At 58.6% G+C, this 16718-nt stretch carries 23 protein-coding genes and 1 pseudogene; 16 read left to right on the forward strand and 8 right to left on the reverse strand.

Annotated elements, in window-relative coordinates; genetic code table 11:
- Window positions 1-107 precede the first annotated feature (107 nt).
- From ACZ9BX_RS04605 to ACZ9BX_RS04625, 5 genes are all read left to right on the forward strand, one after another.
- Window positions 108-530 (forward strand): hypothetical protein, encoded by a 423-nt coding sequence (locus ACZ9BX_RS04605; RefSeq protein WP_476216007.1) that lies wholly within the window; start codon window positions 108-110, stop codon window positions 528-530.
- A gap of 15 nt (window positions 531-545) precedes the next feature.
- Window positions 546-812 carry a hypothetical protein gene (locus tag ACZ9BX_RS04610; protein ID WP_476216009.1) on the forward strand — a complete coding sequence of 89 codons (267 nt, stop codon included), beginning with the start codon at window positions 546-548 and terminating at the stop codon, window positions 810-812.
- A complete protein-coding gene (locus tag ACZ9BX_RS04615; protein WP_476216011.1) occupies window positions 790-1029 on the forward strand; it encodes a hypothetical protein in 240 nt (79 codons plus the stop codon). Before ACZ9BX_RS04610 ends, ACZ9BX_RS04615 begins: the two co-directional genes overlap by 23 nt.
- Before the next feature lie 246 nt (window positions 1030-1275).
- Window positions 1276-1398, forward strand: a complete 123-nt coding sequence (locus ACZ9BX_RS04620) for a hypothetical protein (protein ID WP_476216013.1) — start codon at window positions 1276-1278, stop codon at window positions 1396-1398.
- Between the two features lies 1 nt (window position 1399).
- Window positions 1400-2398, forward strand: coding sequence for a hypothetical protein (locus ACZ9BX_RS04625; RefSeq protein ID WP_476216015.1), 999 nt, complete (start codon window positions 1400-1402; stop codon window positions 2396-2398).
- Between the two features lie 155 nt (window positions 2399-2553).
- Here the strand turns inward: ACZ9BX_RS04625 and ACZ9BX_RS04630 are convergent, their stop codons facing one another.
- Complete coding sequence (locus ACZ9BX_RS04630) at window positions 2554-2739, reverse strand: hypothetical protein (RefSeq protein WP_132566192.1); 186 nt, start codon at window positions 2737-2739, stop codon at window positions 2554-2556.
- A gap of 176 nt (window positions 2740-2915) precedes the next feature.
- Window positions 2916-3098, reverse strand: coding sequence for a DUF3606 domain-containing protein (locus tag ACZ9BX_RS04635; protein WP_132566189.1), 183 nt, complete (start codon window positions 3096-3098; stop codon window positions 2916-2918).
- Between the two features lie 32 nt (window positions 3099-3130).
- Here ACZ9BX_RS04635 and ACZ9BX_RS04640 point away from each other — a divergent pair, with 32 nt between their 5' ends.
- The 3 genes and pseudogenes from ACZ9BX_RS04640 to ACZ9BX_RS04650 form a co-directional block, all read left to right on the forward strand.
- On the forward strand, window positions 3131-3472 hold the full coding sequence (locus ACZ9BX_RS04640) for an HNH endonuclease (RefSeq protein ID WP_476216017.1): 342 nt from the start codon (window positions 3131-3133) through the stop codon (window positions 3470-3472).
- A 586-nt stretch (window positions 3473-4058) separates the two neighbouring features.
- Entirely contained in the window at window positions 4059-4364 is a 306-nt protein-coding gene (locus tag ACZ9BX_RS04645; protein WP_476216019.1) for an ATPase inhibitor subunit zeta, read from the forward strand.
- 119 nt (window positions 4365-4483) lie between these two features.
- A pseudogene (locus tag ACZ9BX_RS04650) lies at window positions 4484-5191 on the forward strand (ATP-dependent DNA ligase); the annotation flags it as partial.
- Between the two features lie 388 nt (window positions 5192-5579).
- Here the strand turns inward: ACZ9BX_RS04650 and ACZ9BX_RS04655 are convergent.
- The gene (locus ACZ9BX_RS04655) at window positions 5580-6014 is read right to left on the reverse strand and encodes a helix-turn-helix domain-containing protein (protein ID WP_476216021.1); all 435 of its coding nucleotides are present in this window, start codon (window positions 6012-6014) and stop codon (window positions 5580-5582) included.
- Here ACZ9BX_RS04655 and ACZ9BX_RS04660 point away from each other — a divergent pair.
- Window positions 6003-6257, forward strand: coding sequence for a hypothetical protein (locus ACZ9BX_RS04660; RefSeq protein ID WP_476216022.1), 255 nt, complete (start codon window positions 6003-6005; stop codon window positions 6255-6257). The genes ACZ9BX_RS04655 and ACZ9BX_RS04660 overlap by 12 nt on opposite strands.
- 266 nt (window positions 6258-6523) lie before the next feature.
- On the opposite strand, the gene ACZ9BX_RS04665 is transcribed toward ACZ9BX_RS04660, so the two are convergent.
- From ACZ9BX_RS04665 to ACZ9BX_RS04675, 3 genes are all read right to left on the reverse strand, one after another.
- On the reverse strand, window positions 6524-6775 hold the full coding sequence (locus ACZ9BX_RS04665) for a hypothetical protein (protein ID WP_476216024.1): 252 nt from the start codon (window positions 6773-6775) through the stop codon (window positions 6524-6526).
- 746 nt (window positions 6776-7521) lie between these two features.
- Window positions 7522-7788: a hypothetical protein gene (locus ACZ9BX_RS04670; protein WP_476216026.1), complete on the reverse strand. Its 267-nt coding sequence runs from the start codon at window positions 7786-7788 to the stop codon at window positions 7522-7524.
- Window positions 7781-8110 carry a hypothetical protein gene (locus tag ACZ9BX_RS04675; protein ID WP_476216028.1) on the reverse strand — a complete coding sequence of 110 codons (330 nt, stop codon included), beginning with the start codon at window positions 8108-8110 and terminating at the stop codon, window positions 7781-7783. Before ACZ9BX_RS04675 ends, ACZ9BX_RS04670 begins: the two co-directional genes overlap by 8 nt.
- A gap of 1039 nt (window positions 8111-9149) precedes the next feature.
- On the opposite strand from ACZ9BX_RS04675, the gene ACZ9BX_RS04680 reads away from it, so the two are divergent.
- The 5 genes from ACZ9BX_RS04680 (at window position 9150) to ACZ9BX_RS04700 (ending at window position 13107) form a co-directional block, all read left to right on the forward strand.
- Complete coding sequence (locus ACZ9BX_RS04680) at window positions 9150-9359, forward strand: hypothetical protein (protein WP_027509454.1); 210 nt, start codon at window positions 9150-9152, stop codon at window positions 9357-9359.
- Window positions 9359-9733 carry a GFA family protein gene (locus ACZ9BX_RS04685; protein ID WP_132566163.1) on the forward strand — a complete coding sequence of 125 codons (375 nt, stop codon included), beginning with the start codon at window positions 9359-9361 and terminating at the stop codon, window positions 9731-9733. Before ACZ9BX_RS04680 ends, ACZ9BX_RS04685 begins: the two co-directional genes overlap by 1 nt.
- Before the next feature lie 145 nt (window positions 9734-9878).
- Window positions 9879-11180, forward strand: a complete 1302-nt coding sequence (locus tag ACZ9BX_RS04690) for an efflux RND transporter periplasmic adaptor subunit (RefSeq protein ID WP_476216031.1) — start codon at window positions 9879-9881, stop codon at window positions 11178-11180.
- 12 nt (window positions 11181-11192) lie between these two features.
- Window positions 11193-11909 (forward strand): ABC transporter ATP-binding protein, encoded by a 717-nt coding sequence (locus tag ACZ9BX_RS04695; RefSeq protein ID WP_027509457.1) that lies wholly within the window; start codon window positions 11193-11195, stop codon window positions 11907-11909.
- Window positions 11899-13107 carry an ABC transporter permease gene (locus ACZ9BX_RS04700; protein WP_027509458.1) on the forward strand — a complete coding sequence of 403 codons (1209 nt, stop codon included), beginning with the start codon at window positions 11899-11901 and terminating at the stop codon, window positions 13105-13107. Before ACZ9BX_RS04695 ends, ACZ9BX_RS04700 begins: the two co-directional genes overlap by 11 nt.
- Before the next feature lie 51 nt (window positions 13108-13158).
- Here the strand turns inward: ACZ9BX_RS04700 and ACZ9BX_RS04705 are convergent, their stop codons facing one another.
- Entirely contained in the window at window positions 13159-14052 is an 894-nt protein-coding gene (locus tag ACZ9BX_RS04705; RefSeq protein WP_476216033.1) for a dihydrodipicolinate synthase family protein, read from the reverse strand.
- Between the two features lie 95 nt (window positions 14053-14147).
- Between ACZ9BX_RS04705 and ACZ9BX_RS04710 the strand changes: the two genes are divergently transcribed.
- The gene (locus ACZ9BX_RS04710; RefSeq protein WP_476216034.1) at window positions 14148-14765 is read left to right on the forward strand and encodes a GntR family transcriptional regulator; all 618 of its coding nucleotides are present in this window, start codon (window positions 14148-14150) and stop codon (window positions 14763-14765) included.
- A 165-nt stretch (window positions 14766-14930) separates the two neighbouring features.
- Here the strand turns inward: ACZ9BX_RS04710 and ACZ9BX_RS04715 are convergent, their stop codons facing one another.
- On the reverse strand, window positions 14931-15743 hold the full coding sequence (locus tag ACZ9BX_RS04715; protein ID WP_476216036.1) for a ferredoxin--NADP reductase: 813 nt from the start codon (window positions 15741-15743) through the stop codon (window positions 14931-14933).
- A 244-nt stretch (window positions 15744-15987) separates the two neighbouring features.
- Here ACZ9BX_RS04715 and pcsA point away from each other — a divergent pair, with 244 nt between their 5' ends.
- Window positions 15988-16716 (forward strand): phosphatidylcholine synthase, encoded by a 729-nt coding sequence (gene pcsA, locus ACZ9BX_RS04720; protein ID WP_476216038.1) that lies wholly within the window; start codon window positions 15988-15990, stop codon window positions 16714-16716.
- Window positions 16717-16718 lie beyond the last annotated feature (2 nt).

Raw genomic sequence — 16718 nt, forward strand, 5'->3', positions numbered from 1 at the left:
CCGCCTAGCCGTCCTTTTCTGGACAATCGCGTCGGTAACACCGACAATACTCGCAGCTACATCACATCACCATTTTGCCGACCGGCTTCGCCGGCGAGGAGGATTTCTTGCGCATTTCAGCAGCTATCAAAGGCCCATCGCTGGCCGAAGTTCTTGCATTCACAATGATCGAAGATTCCGACGACGTAGCCCGCGTAGAGCGTGCTGCCGCCAATCGTATGTCGACTGTCCGCGGGTGGGTCGGCTGGCGGGTGATCGCCGCAGAGATGGATGCGGATGAAGACGACCTTTGGCGCGTTAAGGTCTTTTGCGATCCGGCCGGTGGCGGTTACCGGGAAATGACAGTTCTCCAGTTCCTCGTCAGTCAAGACAACAAGCGACGTTCTCACCGATTTGAATCCTTCCTCGCAGCATGTGGAATGAAGGCGATTGGCGATACCGATGAACTCGGTGGCAGGTACTTCGCGACCCGGAGCCGTGGCCGAGCAGCCTCCGACTTCGGCCCTCTGACCAATGCTCTCGTGGGCTGATCCATGGTGAGAGTGATGAACATGGAATCTGCCGCCAGGGTTGGTGGAGGAAAGATGGAACATGTCGCTACGTTCGACCTGCAACTCACCGATGATGTTGCCGTGTACGGCATGCGTCTCCTCCGCCATCCGTCTGGCGGGCATGTGACGTATGCGCCCACAGCGCTGGGTGGTCGCCGCTCGGTGACATTTGCCCGTCCACTCGCTGAGGCCATCACCGCCGCAGCTCTTCAATCTTACTCGGAGCACAACACCGCCAATGGCACCAATTCCGAAGCTTAAGCCTGCTCCTGCCGCTTCCTTCGATGAAGCGGCGATCCGAACCCACGTCGAGATGCTCCATGGCCTTGCTGATGGCATTGATGGTCTTCTTGTCACCTCCGCTTACTATGCAAATCCAACTGGCGACAGCGATGCGCCTGGCACTGTCACCCATCATCCTGTCGGTGACGTCGACGGGATGATTGATGCGATTATGGCGCATGCAATCCACACCTAACGCGAATGTCTTCACTGGCCTGCAGGTGATGCGAAATGGGCTAGCCCGCGGCTCGCGTGGAAAAGAGACTGACATTGTCGCCCTGCTCGGTCTTGTTGTTGATCTTGACGGAGATACGGGCAAGGCAGGTGACATGCCGGTGGAGCCGAACGCCGTTCTCGAGACATCGACCGGAAACTATCAGCCCTTCATACTCTTCGATCGCGCGACATCGCCAGCCGAAGCAAAGCCCTTGAGGAGGCAAGGGTGGCGGCATTCAGGCTTGCCAAAGGAACGGCAGCGATCCTCGCCGAGCCCGACGATGTCCCGAACAATTTGTCGGAGGCGATCTACAATTTGCCCGATCCCAAACCGAAATGGAGCAAGTGAAATGACTGCAACCGGCTTCATCAATGAGAAATTCGCTTCCGCCGATTTCGAAGCTTCGGCAAATTACCGCCTCGCTGCCAATGACAATACATCGCCGATCGAACCACTTCGCCTCCTCGCCAACCTTGCAGCATCAGGAGCTCTGACGGACGATGAGCGCGACGCCGGCGAGATCCTGCACCGTTTGGCAAAGGCTAGCCACTCCGAACTCAAAGGTCCGGCGACTATCAATTGGCGTGATGCAGACGGCAAGTGGTCGCTCGTGTCCAAGCCACGACTTGCTCTACGGGAGATGGTGGACAAGGCAATGGTTGCGATCAAAACGTCGAAGCGTGAGCGTGAGCGTGAGCGTGCGGTGCGGATGGCGCTCGTGATAGATGAGCCCCGCGCCGACATGGATCGCACTCACCAGATCACCGCCGGCGTTGCTGACGTCTCCCGTCACTGGTGGGGAGCCAAGGCGAAGGCTAAGGCCCTGTCCGGAAAGGTGTCGGTTGCCAGGATATCGCTCGGCGAAAACGACGCCACGTCAGAACGCCTGGTCGCTGCAAACGACAATTTCGAAACCGTCCATGGCGCTCGTCGTTCTGCCTTCGATGTTCTCGCCAAGAGAAAGCAACTGGACGAGGACGTTGGAATGAATGAACTCCTATTCACAGCGGGCCGTCTGTATCAGCAGGATCACCATTCGGCGGGACTCGAGCCTCTTGGCGCCATCGATTACTCACGGCCGATGGTTGATGGTGCCGGATCTCAACTTATTTCCGAACGCTCTGCTATTGCTAAGGATCGGTTTCGCGCCGCAAGACCGTCAATAGGCAGTCGCTACGGCGCTGTGGTCGACGCGGTCGTGCTTGAAGGCAAGACGCTGCTTGATGCGGGAAGGGCACACTGTGGATACGTCGGTAAGGACACTGCTACAGCTGCAGCTAAGGAGCGGCTTAACGCTGGCCTTCGTGTTCTCGCTAGCGTTTACGGCCTGACGCGACGAGCCGCATAGGTATCCGGATATCGCCGGACGCCTATGCTATACTTATAACCAAGATCAGAAATTCGACCCGGCCACCGCGCCGGGTTTCTCTTTTTCGGTGCGCAGCTTCATTTGCGACCGAGCCCGAGCCAGCGATGAGCGCGGGTAACCCATTGCCCCATCACCTACCGCCACTTCGGCGCGCGTTTGGCGTTGTACATGAGTTCGCACGCGGTCGCGAACGGACCAAATAACCGGAGTAGCCTCGTTTCTTCTTCATCGTCCAATCGATGTCGCGAGCAGAACTCCGTCACCGACCAGACCTTTGTTGCCATATTCGAGTCCGCAATTTCCGGCTCAATGCGTTTCATAGAAATCCTCCCACCCCTAATGGGAGAACACTACTAAAGTCTAATTTAGAAGCAAATTAAATAACAATGCGGGCGCGATTTTTGTTGCGCTGCAATGCCATTACCTGGCGCGCCTCCTCCGCGAAAGGTAATCGTGCGGCAGGTCGAGCTTCAGTGCTCCCTGCCGCTTTTGCTGTCTACTTCAGTCGACCTGCTGCCTTGTCGGCCGCGTCGCGATCTGAGCCATGTTGCTTAACGATGCGTCTCGCATCCTCGTTTGATATGCCGTGCTTCTTGGCGAAGTACGTGACCTCGTAACGTCCGCCTACTGCTACCCTGTTTCGATCTACGGCACCGCGCTTGCTCTTGTCGTCTGCCATCACAGGCCTCCTCCACTGCAGGTGCTGAACGTATGGCGCAATCCAAGGTTCCGGACCACGGGTCGAGTGAGGCTAAGGATTATCGCAGATGGTACGGCCTCAAGGCCTGGCGAGATGCGCGGCACGTGCAGTTATCCAGGCAGCCGCTTTGCGAACGTTGTCTCCAATCGGAGACCGTTGCCGAAGCCACGGTCGTAAACCATCGCATTCCGCACAAAGGGAACTGGCCGCTGTTCATCGATCCTGAAAACCACGAGAGCGTCTGCGCACCACATCACGATGGCCTGATCCAGCGCGAGGAGAAGCGCGGACACGTGATCGGATGCGACGTCGATGGCCGTCCGCTCGACCCGGCTCACCCTTGGAACCGATGACGGAGGGGGTGGAGCGCGAGGTCCGGCCGACCGGCCTCCGTACCCGTCTCCTTCGTTCGCACCGAGAATAAATTTGAAGTAGGGGGATGTTCGCCATCCCCATAGGTGATGAACGTGAACGATAGCGAATCCCTTGTCCAGCATGAGCCAGATTGGGCATCGAGCTACGTCGATCCCAGTGATGCCGAAGAAGCTAGCCGGCAATGGCAGGCGGTCATGTCGGATCTTTCGGCAGCCGGCACTATTGCTGACGCCAACGGGCATACAGGCGTCGACGATAGGCGAAGCCGACGCTGATTGTCGATATGCTTCCGGTTCATCGATCCTGCTGATCGACCTCTGCGTTTCAACAACTACCACTGGGTTCTCCCGCTTCGTTATCATGCGCGTGGCGCTTTGCGGCCGGCATGAACATCGCCAATCGTCAAGTTAATTTCGGGTACTGAGCGTTTAACTGTGTTAGATTACTTCAGGGGCGAAATATTGCCGATCTCTAAAGATCAACCTTCGAGATACGTGGATTTGTCGCCTATGGTCCATAGGCCCGTTGAGCGGATTCGCGATAACACAAATGAGGAGGAAAATAATGGCCGATTTTAGAGACCGCAAAAAGGCAATGGAAGACCAATACTTCCAGGACGCCGAGAGGACCCTCAAGCTCAAATCTCGTCATGACAGGCTTTTGGCGAAGTGGATCGCAGGCCTCATTGGTCGGGATGACGTTGCAGGTTACGCTGATGAAATCACTGATGCCCGCTTCAAAGGTGGTGGGGACGCTGGAGTTCTCTCGAAAGCTCTAGCTGATCTTCAAGCGGCAGGTCACAGTATCAGCGAGCAGGGCGTCGCAGCGAAGATGCGCGAATTTATGGTCGAGGCCGCTGAACAGCTTTGAGCACGGCCATACGTCATCCTCTCCTCGTTTGAGGTCAAACGCCCTGCAATGATTATGGAAAGCTCCCGCCCGAGCCACATCTGACATGGCGCAACTGCAGCGCAGGGTCAAGCCGGTCCATGTCCAAGCCTCCCCAGTCAAAGCCTCTCCTCAGCGATGCCGATGCGCCGGTTCGATCCCGGCCGCGCAAGCGCTGTGATCCAGCGCAGCCGAACCTACCCCTTGATCCCATGCCTGTACGCATCGAGCCTTGTCTGGCGCTCACAAAAGCGAAGCCGCCAAAGGGACCTGACTGGGTCTTCGAAACTAAATGGGACGGGTATCGCCTCGCGGTGCACATAGAACCGAAGCGCGTCCGGATCATCACCAGGGGCCGGCATGACTGGACACATCGCTTTCCTGCGATCGCTGAGGCCGCCAAGCAGCTCGGCGTGGCGACGGCAATCCTTGATGGCGAGGCAGTCGTTCTCGATGAACAGGGAAGGCCGAATTTTGGACTGCTGCAGCAAGCACTCGGTGGCCGGGGCGGCAAGCGCAACTCAGGTGAAGCACTCTTCATGGCGTTCGATCTGCTCTATTTCGATGGTCGTGACCTGACCGAAATGGAGCTGTCGGCGCGACGCCATCTGCTCGAAGGGCTGATCACCGGCCAGGAGCGCGATATTCGACTTTCCGAAGAGGTCGAGGCCGACGGCGCGCAGCTGCTCGCCGCTGCCTGCGAGCATGGCCTGGAAGGCATCATTGCGAAGAATCGGCACAGCACCTATCGCTCCGGCCGCCTCGGCGATTGGGTGAAGGTGAAATGCGAGCCTTCAGGGTCTTTGGTTTCGGCTCCCTTGCAAGTTCTCTCAGGGCCTCCCAGATCGCCAGTAGATCTGATTCGGAAAATAGATAATCGCGACCGAACCGCGAGCAGCACCCATATTTCTTGGCAATCTTTATGAGGCCACGATTGCTCAGCCGCAGACGCTCTGCGGCCTCGTCTGCTGTGTAGATAGCATCGATTTGTATGATGGGAGCCATCAGCACCTCCACAAATGAGTAAACCTTACCGCCGGCACGAATGCCGAAAGCCGCTCGAGGTCTCCTCTGTGGCGGTGTGCGGATTGGTGGGCCGCAGCTGAAAGCTAGCCGTGTCGCGGGAGGGTGATCAAGACTTTGTCGTTGGTTCCGGATCCACCGGATGCGGGTGTGTCAAGCTTGGCCCATGGCACATCACCCACCCGCACCGGGAGGCGCGTCATTCACGAGATACTCGCGATATTGAACGGTTTGGGTGTCGTCAGAGTCGATCGACTTGCCAGTGGGCGTCACGAGCCGAACGCCAGGGCCACCGGAGCCCGAGTAATCACCGTCTAGGAAGGCGATGCCGGCGACCTCCAATGCGCGCTGCAATGCATCCATGGTCGATTGCTTCGCGTCGGCTCCGTTCTCTATTCGATTGACAGTATTTGCGGTCACGCCGGATTTCGCAGCGAGATCTCGTACTCCCCACCCAAGCGCTGCGCGCGCCATTTTCACTTGTACGCCCCTCATTTTATGTACCCTGTACAAATGCGTGTTGACATGGAACCGAATCCATATATGAATAGGGACACTGTACAAATACAGCAGGACAAAAGCAACGAGGAGCACGACATGACCCCGCATACCAAGATCAGCGCGAACGACAGAACTCTTTTGCCGCGCGGTCTCATCGCAAGACGACGCTTCGCAAATCCTGACTATGAAATGAACTTTATGATTGGCCAGCCAGTGACGATCCTCTGCACCGGCGAGGCGGCCGTGGTCGCTGGAAGGATCCAGATTGTTGGCTGCTTGGACGAGTACATTGTCGAAATCGTAGACGCGGATTGTGATCCGCTCCGAGTGTTCGAACATCAGATTGCATAAGTTTCCATCCCGCCGGTCCATCACCCGGCAGGTGAGGCGGTGCGCGTGAACCGCACCGCCGGCCGTTGGCTCATCCGCTCTAGGAGGGCAGACGGCTCTAAGTTACCAATGGCCGGCGCGGTCACCACCTGCGCCCACACCAGCAGCGCGCCGGCCGGTTCTATTTGCAACCACCGCGACAGCCGTCGACCTCACCAGTCGGCGGCTTTTCTGCTTTCAACCATATCTTCTATTACAGACGCCGTGGGTACACTTGAAACATGCTCCTACCGATAATCGTCACGATCACCACGATCACCACGATCACGATCACTTCTGGATGATGACGAGGCTTCTAACCTGTCCAAAGTTTGCAGTAGAATGTCGGCACAAACCTTTGTCGGTTCGTCATCGGCACACTTGATGTCGATTTTGACGTCGCCATCCACGATGTGAAAATGCGCGGCCTTTGACGGCGGCGGCGGTCGACGATCACGCATTCCGTTCTCCGCGCCAATCAGAGCGCTGGCGACCATCATCTGAGGGGGCTGCTTGAGCGGCCGGAGGAGTGGCTTCAGGCGCCGCTGTTGGATTGTCTGGCGGCCGAGGCGGCGTATCGGTGGGTTGCTGGGCGAAGCTTGCGCCAGCAGACAGTGCTAATGTTACGGCTGTAATGGCAAGGATGGGTTTCATTTATGAATCCTCGGATTTCGCACGTAAAGGAACGCACCGCAGAGAGGTTGGTTGCGAATGCGGCGTCTCACCGCCAATAGCGATAACCTTGAGGCGCCGATGACCTCCCCATCAAGTAACCAGCAGTGAAGGCGAGAGTGCCGATAGCCAGGACGATGCTCGTCGCTGTGTATGGATGATCCGCGGCGCCGACCGCCGCGGCTGTCGCTTCACGGCTCACCGCGTCAGTTGCGCTCCTGGCTACCTTTCGGGCGCCGGTCGGTGGTTCTGTTGGCGTGCCGGTGAAGCCAGTTTTGAGTTCATTCGCCATTTTGTTCCTCCTTGTTGGTAAAGGAAAAACTGGCGGCGGGGAGGGATGTTCCGATGATATGGTCTGTTAGCTATTTCTTAAGTATGCGGGTGCACTCTCGATCCGTCCCGGTAGTCATGAGGCCGGGGCAAGATATGCATGCGGATATGTTTTGAGTTCCGAAATTACCAGGTCCGTTGCTTCCAAGGCAGCGGACCTTTTTTGGTCAAGGTATTGTCTCTAGCGCCCGTCAAAAAAGGGCGACCTAGCGTAGCAGGGGTTGACTTGGAGTGGAGCCGATACTCACCGCCCTTCTTCGCGAAGAGCGTCCATGCTCGCCTCATATTTCGCGACCGCAGTTTCGATCTGAGTCTTTGCCAGCATAAAGCGGCCGCCTAGCTTATCCATGCGCTCCTCATATCCAACGCCCGCCGTCCGCATCTCGTCGTTGTCGATGCCGATGTCGTACCAGAGGTGGGTAGCGCCGAAGGGTTGCCGGCCACGCTTCGCCGCAGCGAGATACTCAGCCAGTGCTCTTGTTTCAGGGCCAGCCCTGCCAGCATCAATCACTGAACGCAGCCGAGCTAGCGCATCCGCCCGCTTGCCTCGATGGAGTAAAGTGCGACACGAGTGTTCCGATCTTGATGCGCTTCTTAGCAACACCGCGGCCGCCGGCGCCTGGGCGGTATTCAATGATCCACGACTTCGCGCCGGTGGGCATGACTTTCAGTCCGAAGCCTTTCAAAGTCGCATCATAATAGACGACTGGCTTGTCGCCAGAGGTGATATCCGCCAGCGCCTTGCGGCTAATCTTGATTTGTCGGCAAGTTGTCCCTCTCTTCTTCACAGTCGCCACCGAGTCGCCACCGAACGCGGAAACAAGGTGAAACATCGTAAGGCTTCATTCTCTGATATAAGGGAAAAACGGCGAAAAAACAACATGTTGCGAAACTCAAGGAAACTCGGTGAAACACAGCGCGGCTGACTTTTAATCAGTAGGTCCCGGGTTCGAGCCCCGGCGCTCTCACCAAAATCAGCAATGAGATCCAGATAGACCTCAAGAGCGTTAGGCTTGGCGGAAGCTCAGTCCAGCGGATGTTTTGCTCCCGTTCATAATCGGGATGTTAATGTCGATCTCCAATGTCTGAGGAGATCGACAGATGCGCGTAACGCAGATTCTTATGGGGCTTGCCGCTGCGGCCACGCTAATGACTGCCCCTGCAACCAGCTTTTCCCAGGATTTCGAGTTCTACATAGGAAGGGATCAGCCACGGTATTACTATGATGACGACGACTATGAGCGGCCAAGGTATAGGTATGATCGGCAGCGTCCGCGGTGGCGTCAGTGCACACCCGGCCAGGCGCTCAACATATCCCGCCGATATCTTCGAAACCCGAGAGTTGCGAGGACATCGTACGATTCCATCGTCATAATTGGCCGCGGCAGAGTTAACGAGCGGATTCGCATGGTTTTTGGAACAGAGCCCGGTTGCCCGCGGATCGGCTAACGAGAAACCGTGCATCCGAAGATCAAGCCCGCCGCCTAGCGGGCTCTTTTATGGGAGCCGCCCGGGTCGCGGAGACCCGGCATCAGGCCTCGTATGGTCCACGTGCCGGATCTCCTTTTGCCGTAGCGGGGAGGGGTGCTCTACGGCCCAATGATATTGATCGGCTGCTGCTGAGGCGGTCCATCTCAATGGACGGGTAAGGATAACGGCCGGTAAATATCCACCGGGTGCGCTTCGATCCGGGATATCAACACCCTTTGAGCATTCTACAGCGATTGGCCGCGGGTGCTTCGCCGCGCGCTTTGGACGGCCCGGTACACCATTTGAAGATTCGAGCCTCTGGTCTGTCGTTTTTCGGATTTGCGCAAACCTTCCCAACGGCCCTGAACGCCCTAATTTCCGGGTTGTAACAAGGAGGTTGCCATGGCCGACTCTGCCAATCAGACGGTGCCGACGCGCAGGGTGTTGCGCGGCAGGCCTTACAGCATGAGCGAATTCGCCCGGAAATACCGTTTGGATGAAAAGGAGGCCAAGCGGCTTTACGAAAAATTCGGACCGTCGGCGACCGAACTCGATCTCCTGATGGCCGCCAAGCGCAAGCCGCCGACGCTGCCGCTCGATTTCGACGCCTGATGAGAACGCGCACCGGGGGCTGCCTCTGCGGCGCGGTCAGATATGAGGTGAAGGGCGAGCCGCTTCGCGCCGGCCTCTGTCATTGTGCGGACTGCCGCAAGGAGAGCGGCTCGGCTTTCGTCACGTTCGCCGTGTGGCGCCGCGAAGCATTCGACCATTCCGGTCCGGCTGCGACATATCAAGGCCGCAGCTTCTGCCCGGTATGCGGGGGGCGCCTGTTCTGCCTGACGGACGAGGAAGCAGAACTCCGGCTCGGCTCTCTCGACGACGCGCCAATGGAGATCGCGCCGCTTTACGAGATCTGGATCAAACGCCGCGAAAGCTGGCTGCATCCGCTGCAGAGGACTGACCAATATCAGGAAGACGCCGGCTAAAGCGGATTTTCATTACCAAGATTTAATTGCACATTTTCGTCATTCCATGCGAATGCGCCTCTAACGCTAATTTCCGGTTCATCTTCGCTATGACTATCTGGATGGTGAATGGAAACAGGCGCTCTCATTTTGATTTGAGGATTTTATGGACGATTCCCCATCTGGGATTGGCGCGAAGGGTGCAGCAGCCAATGCGGATCTTGCCGCAGTCCTCGCTGTATCCGGCAAGCAAGGCAAGGGCCGTCGTTGGCGCGGGCGCCTTATCGCTGCCGTCGTGTTGGTCGCCGTCGCCGGTGCAGGCGTTTATTTCTATGCCGGTCGCAGCGGCAATGCATACAGCTATACGACACAGCCGGTAAAGCGCGGCGATCTGACGGTCCTGGTAACGGCGACCGGCTCGGTGCAGCCGACGCAACAGGTTGACATATCGAGCGAACTTTCCGGCACCGTGCGCGAGGTCAATGTCGATTACAACAGCGAAGTCAAATCCGGCGAGGTGCTGGCGGTTCTCGATACGAACAAGCTGGAAGCCGATGTGAAGAGCTCGCGCGCGAAGCTCGATTCGGCCAAGGCGAACGTGTTGAAGGCCCATGCCGACCTGCTGTCGGCGCAGGTCTCGCTGGAGCGTTTGAAGAGCCTGGTCAGAGGCAGCGTCTCGACACAGCAGAGCCTTGACGATGCGACCTACAAATACGAGTCCGCCGCAGCCACGAAGCAGATCAACGAGGCGGAGGTGCTTTCGGCCGAGGCGGATCTGCGGCTCGCTGAGGTCAACCTTGCCAAGGCCAGGATCGTTTCGCCGGTCGACGGCGTCATTCTGACCCGCTCGGTGGATCCGGGCGCGACCGTCGCTGCCTCGCTTTCGGCCCCGATTCTCTTCACGATCGCCGGCGATCTCCGGAAGATGGAACTGCAGGTCGATGTGGACGAGGCCGATGTCGGCCAGATCGCCGTCGGGCAGCAGGCGACCTTCACGGTCGACGCCTATGCGAACAAGAGCTTTCCCGCCGAAATCGAGCAGATCCGCTTTGCTTCAGAGACCACCAACAATGTCGTCACGTACAAGGCCGTGCTCTCGGTCGACAATGCCGATCTCCTGCTGCGCCCCGGCATGACAGCAACGGCGGATATCACCGTGGAGGCCGTTAAGGATACGCTGATGGTACCGAACGCGGCGCTGCGCTATGCGCCGCCGGAGGCCGAATCGCGCGGCGGACGCGGCATCTTCGGTCTGTTCCGTCCGCCGCGCATGGGGCCGCGTTCGGGCGGCAACGGCGCTGAAGCGCTCACGGGCGCGAAACGCCGGGTCTGGGTGCTGCGCGAGGGCCGCCAGGTGCCGCTCGTCATCCAGGTTGGATCGTCGGACGGTCAGTTCACGCAGGTCACGACCGGTGAACTCAAGGAAGGCGATGCGCTTGTGACCGACGCGATGGCGCGGGCGCGATAGGCGGGCGGAAAGATGACCAGTCCACCGCTTCTCGAATTCAGGCAGGTGTCGAAGATCTACGGCCGCGGCGAGGCGGCGATCCGCGCGCTCGACCATGTCGATCTGCAGATCAATACCCATGAATTCGTCGCGATCATGGGGCCGTCGGGTTCTGGCAAGTCGACGGCAATGAATATCCTCGGCTGCCTCGATGTGCCGAGTGCCGGCGATTACGTCTTCCAAGGTATTTCCACGACCGGTTTCGGCCGTAACCAGCTGACGCTGCTGAGACGCCATATGCTGGGATTCGTGTTCCAGGGGTTCAATCTTCTTGCGCGGACATCGGCGGTGGAGAATGTCGAGCTGCCGCTGATCTATCGAGGTATTGCGGCGGGCGAGCGCCACAGGCGTGCCAAAGAGGCGCTGGGTTTGGTCGGGCTGGCGGGACGCGAACACCACAAGACACAGGAGCTTTCCGGCGGCCAGCAGCAGCGCGTGGCGATTGCCCGCGCGATCGTCACTGAACCGGCGCTGCTTCTCGCCGACGAGCCGACCGGCAATCTCGACACGAAAACCAGCGCCGAGATCATGGATCTGATGACGCGGCTGAACCGGGAGCAGGGGATCACCATCGTCATGGTTACGCATGAACCGGACATTGCGGCTCATGCTGAGCGCATACTTCGTTTCGTCGATGGAAAGCTCGAGGCAGAGATCGCGCATCAGGGCGAGGTGGACCATGTTCCTTGAAACGCTGAAACTCGCACTGCGCGCCATCAGCCGCAACATGCTGCGTTCATTCCTCACTGTGCTTGGCGTTGTCATAGGTGTCGCCGCGGTCATTGCATTGGTGACCATCGGCAACGGCACGACCGAGCAGGTCTCGTCCGAACTCTCGCGACTCGGAACCAACATGCTCTTCGTGCGGCCCGGCCAGTTCGGTCCGGGGCGCGCAAGCTCCGAGGCGAGGCGGTTTACCGTCAAGGATGTCGACGCGATACGGGATCAAGTAGGTGGCCTTCGCGCTGTCGCGCCGCTCAACCAGACGACGGCGACGGCGATCTATGGTGGCCAGAGCCACTCGACCACCGTCATGGGCACGACGAACGACTATTTCATCGCGCAGGACTGGGACATTGCGCTCGGCCGTACCTTCGAGGCGGCGGAAGAGCGCGGACGCGCCCGCTGCATTCTCGGCGAAACGGTGCGGTCGCAGCTTTTCGGTGCGGCCAACCCGACAGGGCAGCAGATTCGCGTGGGCAAAGTGTCCTGCAGCGTCATCGGCGTACTGGCGAAACGCGGGCAATCGGGCATGGGTACCGATCAGGACGATGTTGTGATCATGCCGGTGAAGGTCTATCAGCGCCGCATCGGCGGCCGGGCCAATGCCAATGTCCAGATGATCGTCGTTTCAGCCCGCGATGGCGTCGCGACCTCCAAGGTTCAGACCGAGACTGAGAACCTGCTGCGCGAGCGCCGCAAGATCATTCCGGGCCGCGAAGACGATTTCAACGTCAACGACATGACGCAGATCGCTGAAGCGATGACGGGTACGACGACATTGCTCACGGGCCTGCTCGGCGCCGTTGCCGCGATCAGCCTTCTGGTCGGCGGGATCGGCATCATGAACATCATGCTGGTGTCGGTCACCGAGCGCACGCGGGAGATCGGAATCCGGCTTGCGATCGGCGCGCTTGAAACCCAGGTCCTCATGCAGTTCCTCGTCGAGGCCGTCGCGCTGTCACTCTTCGGCGGCATCACCGGCATCGTGCTTGGAATGGGCATCGGCTTTACCGCTGTCACCTTGTTGAAGGTTCCTTTTGTCGTTAGCCCTCTGATGATCGCCATTGCTTTCGTCTTCTCGGCGGCGATCGGCATGATCTTCGGCTATTTCCCGGCCCGCCGCGCGGCGCAGTTGAACCCGATCGAAGCCTTGCGCCATGAATGAAAAAGGCCGGGCGATCACCCGGCCTCGTAAAGCTCAATTCTTGTCGAGCAATTAGAATTTCGGCAGTTCTGGGCGGTTTGCCAGTGCCTTTTCGATAACTGCCACGACGCGCTGGCGCTGTTCGCTTGCAAGAGGCAGACGAGGGGCGCGGACGCGGTCGTTCGACTGGATGGCGTAGACTTCCGCAAGCTTGATGTTCTGGACAAGGAAGGTCGAGACATCGAGGTCGAGGAGGGGACGGAACCAGCGGTAGATGGCGCGCGCTTCGTCGAGGCGACCCGCCTGAACGAGCTTGTAGATCGCGACCGTTTCCTTCGGGAAGGCAACGACGAGTCCGGCGACCCAGCCATGCGCGCCCATCAGCAGGCTTTCAAGCGCCAGGTTGTCGACGCCGGTGAACACGTCGAAGCGTTCGCCGAATGCGTTGAAGACGTCGGTCACGCGGCGAATATCGTCGGTCGATTCCTTCATCGCGACAACCAGGTCGTTCTTCGCCAATTCTTCGAACATCGGGATCGTGACGTCGACGCCATAGGCGACCGGATTGTTATAGACCATGACCGGCAGTCCGCCCGCCGTGGCAATTGCCTGGACATGCGCCAGCGTCTCGTCCGGAGCGGATTTGTACGGCACGCCCGGCAGGATCATGAAACCGCTGGCGCCGGTCTTTGCCGCAGCCTTGGCGGCAGCAGCGCCGCGCTTCGTCGAGCTTTCGCAGACCGTCATCAGCACCGGCTTCGAACCTGCGGTCGAGCGCGCGACCTTCAGGATCTCCAGCTTCTCTTCCGGTTCGAGCGTCATGTTTTCGCCGAGCGAGCCGCAGACGATGATGCCGTCGACACCTGCGTCGGCCTGCAGGCCGAAGCAGCGTTCCATTTCGGCAAGATCCAGCTCGCCGTTCTCAGTGAATTTCGTCGTTACTGCAGGAAATACGCCGCGCCACATGTTCGTCTCCTTAGCTCTGATATATCACAACAACTTGCCATCCGATTTGCGCCATGTCAATATCTGATATATCAGAGTGAAATATGGACCACCGAATGCAGAATTCACAGAGCCATCTGGCCTATCTCGCACTTGAACACGCCATTGTGACGCTGGTGTTGAAGCCGGGCGCGCTGGTGACCGAAAAGCAGCTGATCGATATTGCCGGTCATGGCCGCACGCCGGTGCGTGAAGCGATCCAGAAACTCGCTTGGCAGGGGCTTATCATCGTCAGGCCGCGGGTCGGGCTGCAGGTGGCGGAGATCAAGCCGGACGATCATGCCAATGTCATGCAGGTGCGCAGGGAACTGGAGCCCATTGCTGCGTCGCTGGTCGCGAAGCATGCAACGGACGAGCAACGCGCGGCGCTGATAGATTGCGCTCGCACGATGACCAGTTGCGCCGTCAATGGCGATCTTGCCGCCTTCTTCGCTGCCGACAAGGCATTCGATGAGATTATTGAGGAGGCTTGCCCGAATACGTTCATCACCGCGGCGCTCGGGCCTGTGCAGACACATTCACGCCGTCTCTGGTATTCGACTGCCACGCCGGATCGGATGGACCGCTCGATCGCGCTCCACGTCACCGTCATTCGCGCCATCCAGCAGGGCAAGGTGGAAGAGTCGCGGCAGGCAATGGCGGTCTTGATCGACTATCTCAGCTACAAGCCATAACCACTTCTCCTCAGCGGGGAGACGTGCCAAGCAAAGTGAGGCGATAAGGGGGATGAGCGTCGATAGGAGCTAACGTCTGAGCGACAAACGAAAATGGCATTTGCCGCATCGCCGCCTCATCCGACCCTTCGGGCCACCTTCTCCCGAGCGAGGAGAAGGGGTAACTCAACCCACGAAGGCGCGTTCGATGACGAACTCGGCCGGCTTGCTGTTGGCGCCTTCTTCAAAGCCTGCCTTTTCGAGCAGTTCCTTGGTGTCCTTCAGCATGGCGGAAGAACCGCAAATCATGCCGCGGTCGATTGCCAGGTCGAGCGGCGGAACGCCAAGATCGGTAAAGAGCTTGCCGGAGGCAATCAGATCGGTGATGCGGCCGCGATAGGCGAAGTCGTCGCGGGTTACGGTCGCATAATGGCGCAGCTTGCTGCCGACGATCTCGCTCAGCAGTTCGTCGTTCCGAATTTCTTCCACCAGGTCGAAGCCGTATTTCAGCTCCGCGACCTCGCGCGTCGTATGGGTGAGGATCACTTCCTCGTACTTCTCATAGGTTTCCGGATCGCGAATCAGGCTTGCGAAGGGCGCAACACCCGTTCCGGTCGAGAACATGTAGAGCCGCTTGCCCGGCGTCAGCGCATCGAGCACCAGCGTGCCGGTCGGCTTCTTGCGCATCAGAACCTGGTCGCCCGGCTTGATGGCCTGGAGATGCGAGGTGAGCGGGCCGTCCGGCACTTTGATCGAGAAGAATTCGAGTTCTTCGGCCCAGGCAGGGCTTGCGATCGAGTAGGCACGGAAAACCGGCTTGCCGTCTACCATGAGGCCGATCATCGCAAATTCACCGGAACGGAAACGGAAGCCCTGCGGCCGGGTCATCGTGAAGCGGAAGAGCCGGTCCGTATAGTGCGTGACGCGCAGCACCGTTTCGGCATACACATTTGCCGGAACGGCGGAGGAGAAATCTTCGGTCTTTGCTGGAGCGTTCATTCGGTATCGGATCCCGTATTCGTCGCATGATCGGTCTGATGCGAGGCAGATATTACAAATACGCCGAAAATTAAAGGCAATCCATTCTCTGACAGGCAGCAGCCACGAAATATGCATGTCATTCGCATGATTCAATGCCCTGCGTATACTTGTCGCTTTTGCGCTGGCGAAGCAGGGCAAAGGATGCATATTAGGCCAAAACGCCGCGAGCAGGTTTAAGTGGCGGCAGGCAGCACGGGGAAACATGAAGATTTTCAATTACAAGCGTGTTCCTTATGCAGAGATACGCGCCTTTTCCGTCCATATTTTGACGGCGTCCGGCTCCTTCCTCGCATTTCTTGGTGTGGTCGCTGCCGCCGAGCACCGATTCATCGACATGTTCTGGTGGTTGGGCCTTGCCCTGCTCGTTGACGGCATCGACGGCCCCATTGCCCGCAAGGTGCGGGTGAAGGAGGTTTTGCCCAACTGGTCGGGCGACACGCTCGACAATATCATCGACTACGTGACCTACGTGCTTCTGCCTGCTTTCGCGCTTTATCAGAGCGGCATGATCGGCGAGCCCTGGTCCTTTGCCGCGGCCGGCATGATCGTCGTGTCAAGCGCCATCTATTATGCCGACATGGGCATGAAGACCGATGAGTATTTTTTCTCCGGCTTTCCCGTCGTCTGGAATATGATCGTCTTCACGCTCTTCGTCATCGATGCGAGCGCCGTGACCGCCTTGAGTGTGGTGATCGCCTCGGTGATCCTCACCTTCCTGCCGATTAATTTCTTGCATCCGGTGCGCGTCAAACGTCTGCGGCCGATCAATCTCGGCGTTTTCTTTCTCTGGTCGGCGCTCGGCATGTATTCGCTGCTCATGCATTTCAATATGCCGCAGTGGGCGATCATTCTTTTCGTGATCAGCGGTATCTATCTCTATTGCATCGGTGCCGTGCTGCAGTTCTTCCCGGCGCTGGCGCGCGGCGAATAGGA

This window comes from Rhizobium sp. USDA 3886 (assembly GCF_056279785.1).

Excerpts from the sequence above, each read along its gene's own strand:
- ACZ9BX_RS04700 (WP_027509458.1), top strand. The coding sequence starts at position 11,899 with ATGTTCCTTGAAACGCTGAAACTCGCACTGCGCGCCATCAGCCGCAAC.
- ACZ9BX_RS04690 (WP_476216031.1), top strand. The coding sequence starts at position 9,879 with ATGGACGATTCCCCATCTGGGATTGGCGCGAAGGGTGCAGCAGCCAAT.
- ACZ9BX_RS04705 (WP_476216033.1), bottom strand. The coding sequence starts at position 14,052 with ATGTGGCGCGGCGTATTTCCTGCAGTAACGACGAAATTCACTGAGAAC.
- ACZ9BX_RS04640 (WP_476216017.1), top strand. The coding sequence starts at position 3,131 with ATGGCGCAATCCAAGGTTCCGGACCACGGGTCGAGTGAGGCTAAGGAT.
- ACZ9BX_RS04635 (WP_132566189.1), bottom strand. The coding sequence starts at position 3,098 with ATGGCAGACGACAAGAGCAAGCGCGGTGCCGTAGATCGAAACAGGGTA.
- ACZ9BX_RS04655 (WP_476216021.1), bottom strand. The coding sequence starts at position 6,014 with ATGCGGGGTCATGTCGTGCTCCTCGTTGCTTTTGTCCTGCTGTATTTG.
- ACZ9BX_RS04675 (WP_476216028.1), bottom strand. The coding sequence starts at position 8,110 with ATGTTTCACCTTGTTTCCGCGTTCGGTGGCGACTCGGTGGCGACTGTG.
- ACZ9BX_RS04630 (WP_132566192.1), bottom strand. The coding sequence starts at position 2,739 with ATGAAACGCATTGAGCCGGAAATTGCGGACTCGAATATGGCAACAAAG.
- ACZ9BX_RS04625 (WP_476216015.1), top strand. The coding sequence starts at position 1,400 with ATGACTGCAACCGGCTTCATCAATGAGAAATTCGCTTCCGCCGATTTC.
- pcsA (WP_476216038.1), top strand. The coding sequence starts at position 15,988 with ATGAAGATTTTCAATTACAAGCGTGTTCCTTATGCAGAGATACGCGCC.
- ACZ9BX_RS04645 (WP_476216019.1), top strand. The coding sequence starts at position 4,059 with ATGGCCGATTTTAGAGACCGCAAAAAGGCAATGGAAGACCAATACTTC.
- ACZ9BX_RS04660 (WP_476216022.1), top strand. The coding sequence starts at position 6,003 with ATGACCCCGCATACCAAGATCAGCGCGAACGACAGAACTCTTTTGCCG.
- ACZ9BX_RS04710 (WP_476216034.1), top strand. The coding sequence starts at position 14,148 with ATGCAGAATTCACAGAGCCATCTGGCCTATCTCGCACTTGAACACGCC.
- ACZ9BX_RS04715 (WP_476216036.1), bottom strand. The coding sequence starts at position 15,743 with ATGAACGCTCCAGCAAAGACCGAAGATTTCTCCTCCGCCGTTCCGGCA.
- ACZ9BX_RS04695 (WP_027509457.1), top strand. The coding sequence starts at position 11,193 with ATGACCAGTCCACCGCTTCTCGAATTCAGGCAGGTGTCGAAGATCTAC.
- ACZ9BX_RS04685 (WP_132566163.1), top strand. The coding sequence starts at position 9,359 with ATGAGAACGCGCACCGGGGGCTGCCTCTGCGGCGCGGTCAGATATGAG.
- ACZ9BX_RS04615 (WP_476216011.1), top strand. The coding sequence starts at position 790 with ATGGCACCAATTCCGAAGCTTAAGCCTGCTCCTGCCGCTTCCTTCGAT.
- ACZ9BX_RS04665 (WP_476216024.1), bottom strand. The coding sequence starts at position 6,775 with ATGATGGTCGCCAGCGCTCTGATTGGCGCGGAGAACGGAATGCGTGAT.
- ACZ9BX_RS04680 (WP_027509454.1), top strand. The coding sequence starts at position 9,150 with ATGGCCGACTCTGCCAATCAGACGGTGCCGACGCGCAGGGTGTTGCGC.
- ACZ9BX_RS04610 (WP_476216009.1), top strand. The coding sequence starts at position 546 with ATGAACATGGAATCTGCCGCCAGGGTTGGTGGAGGAAAGATGGAACAT.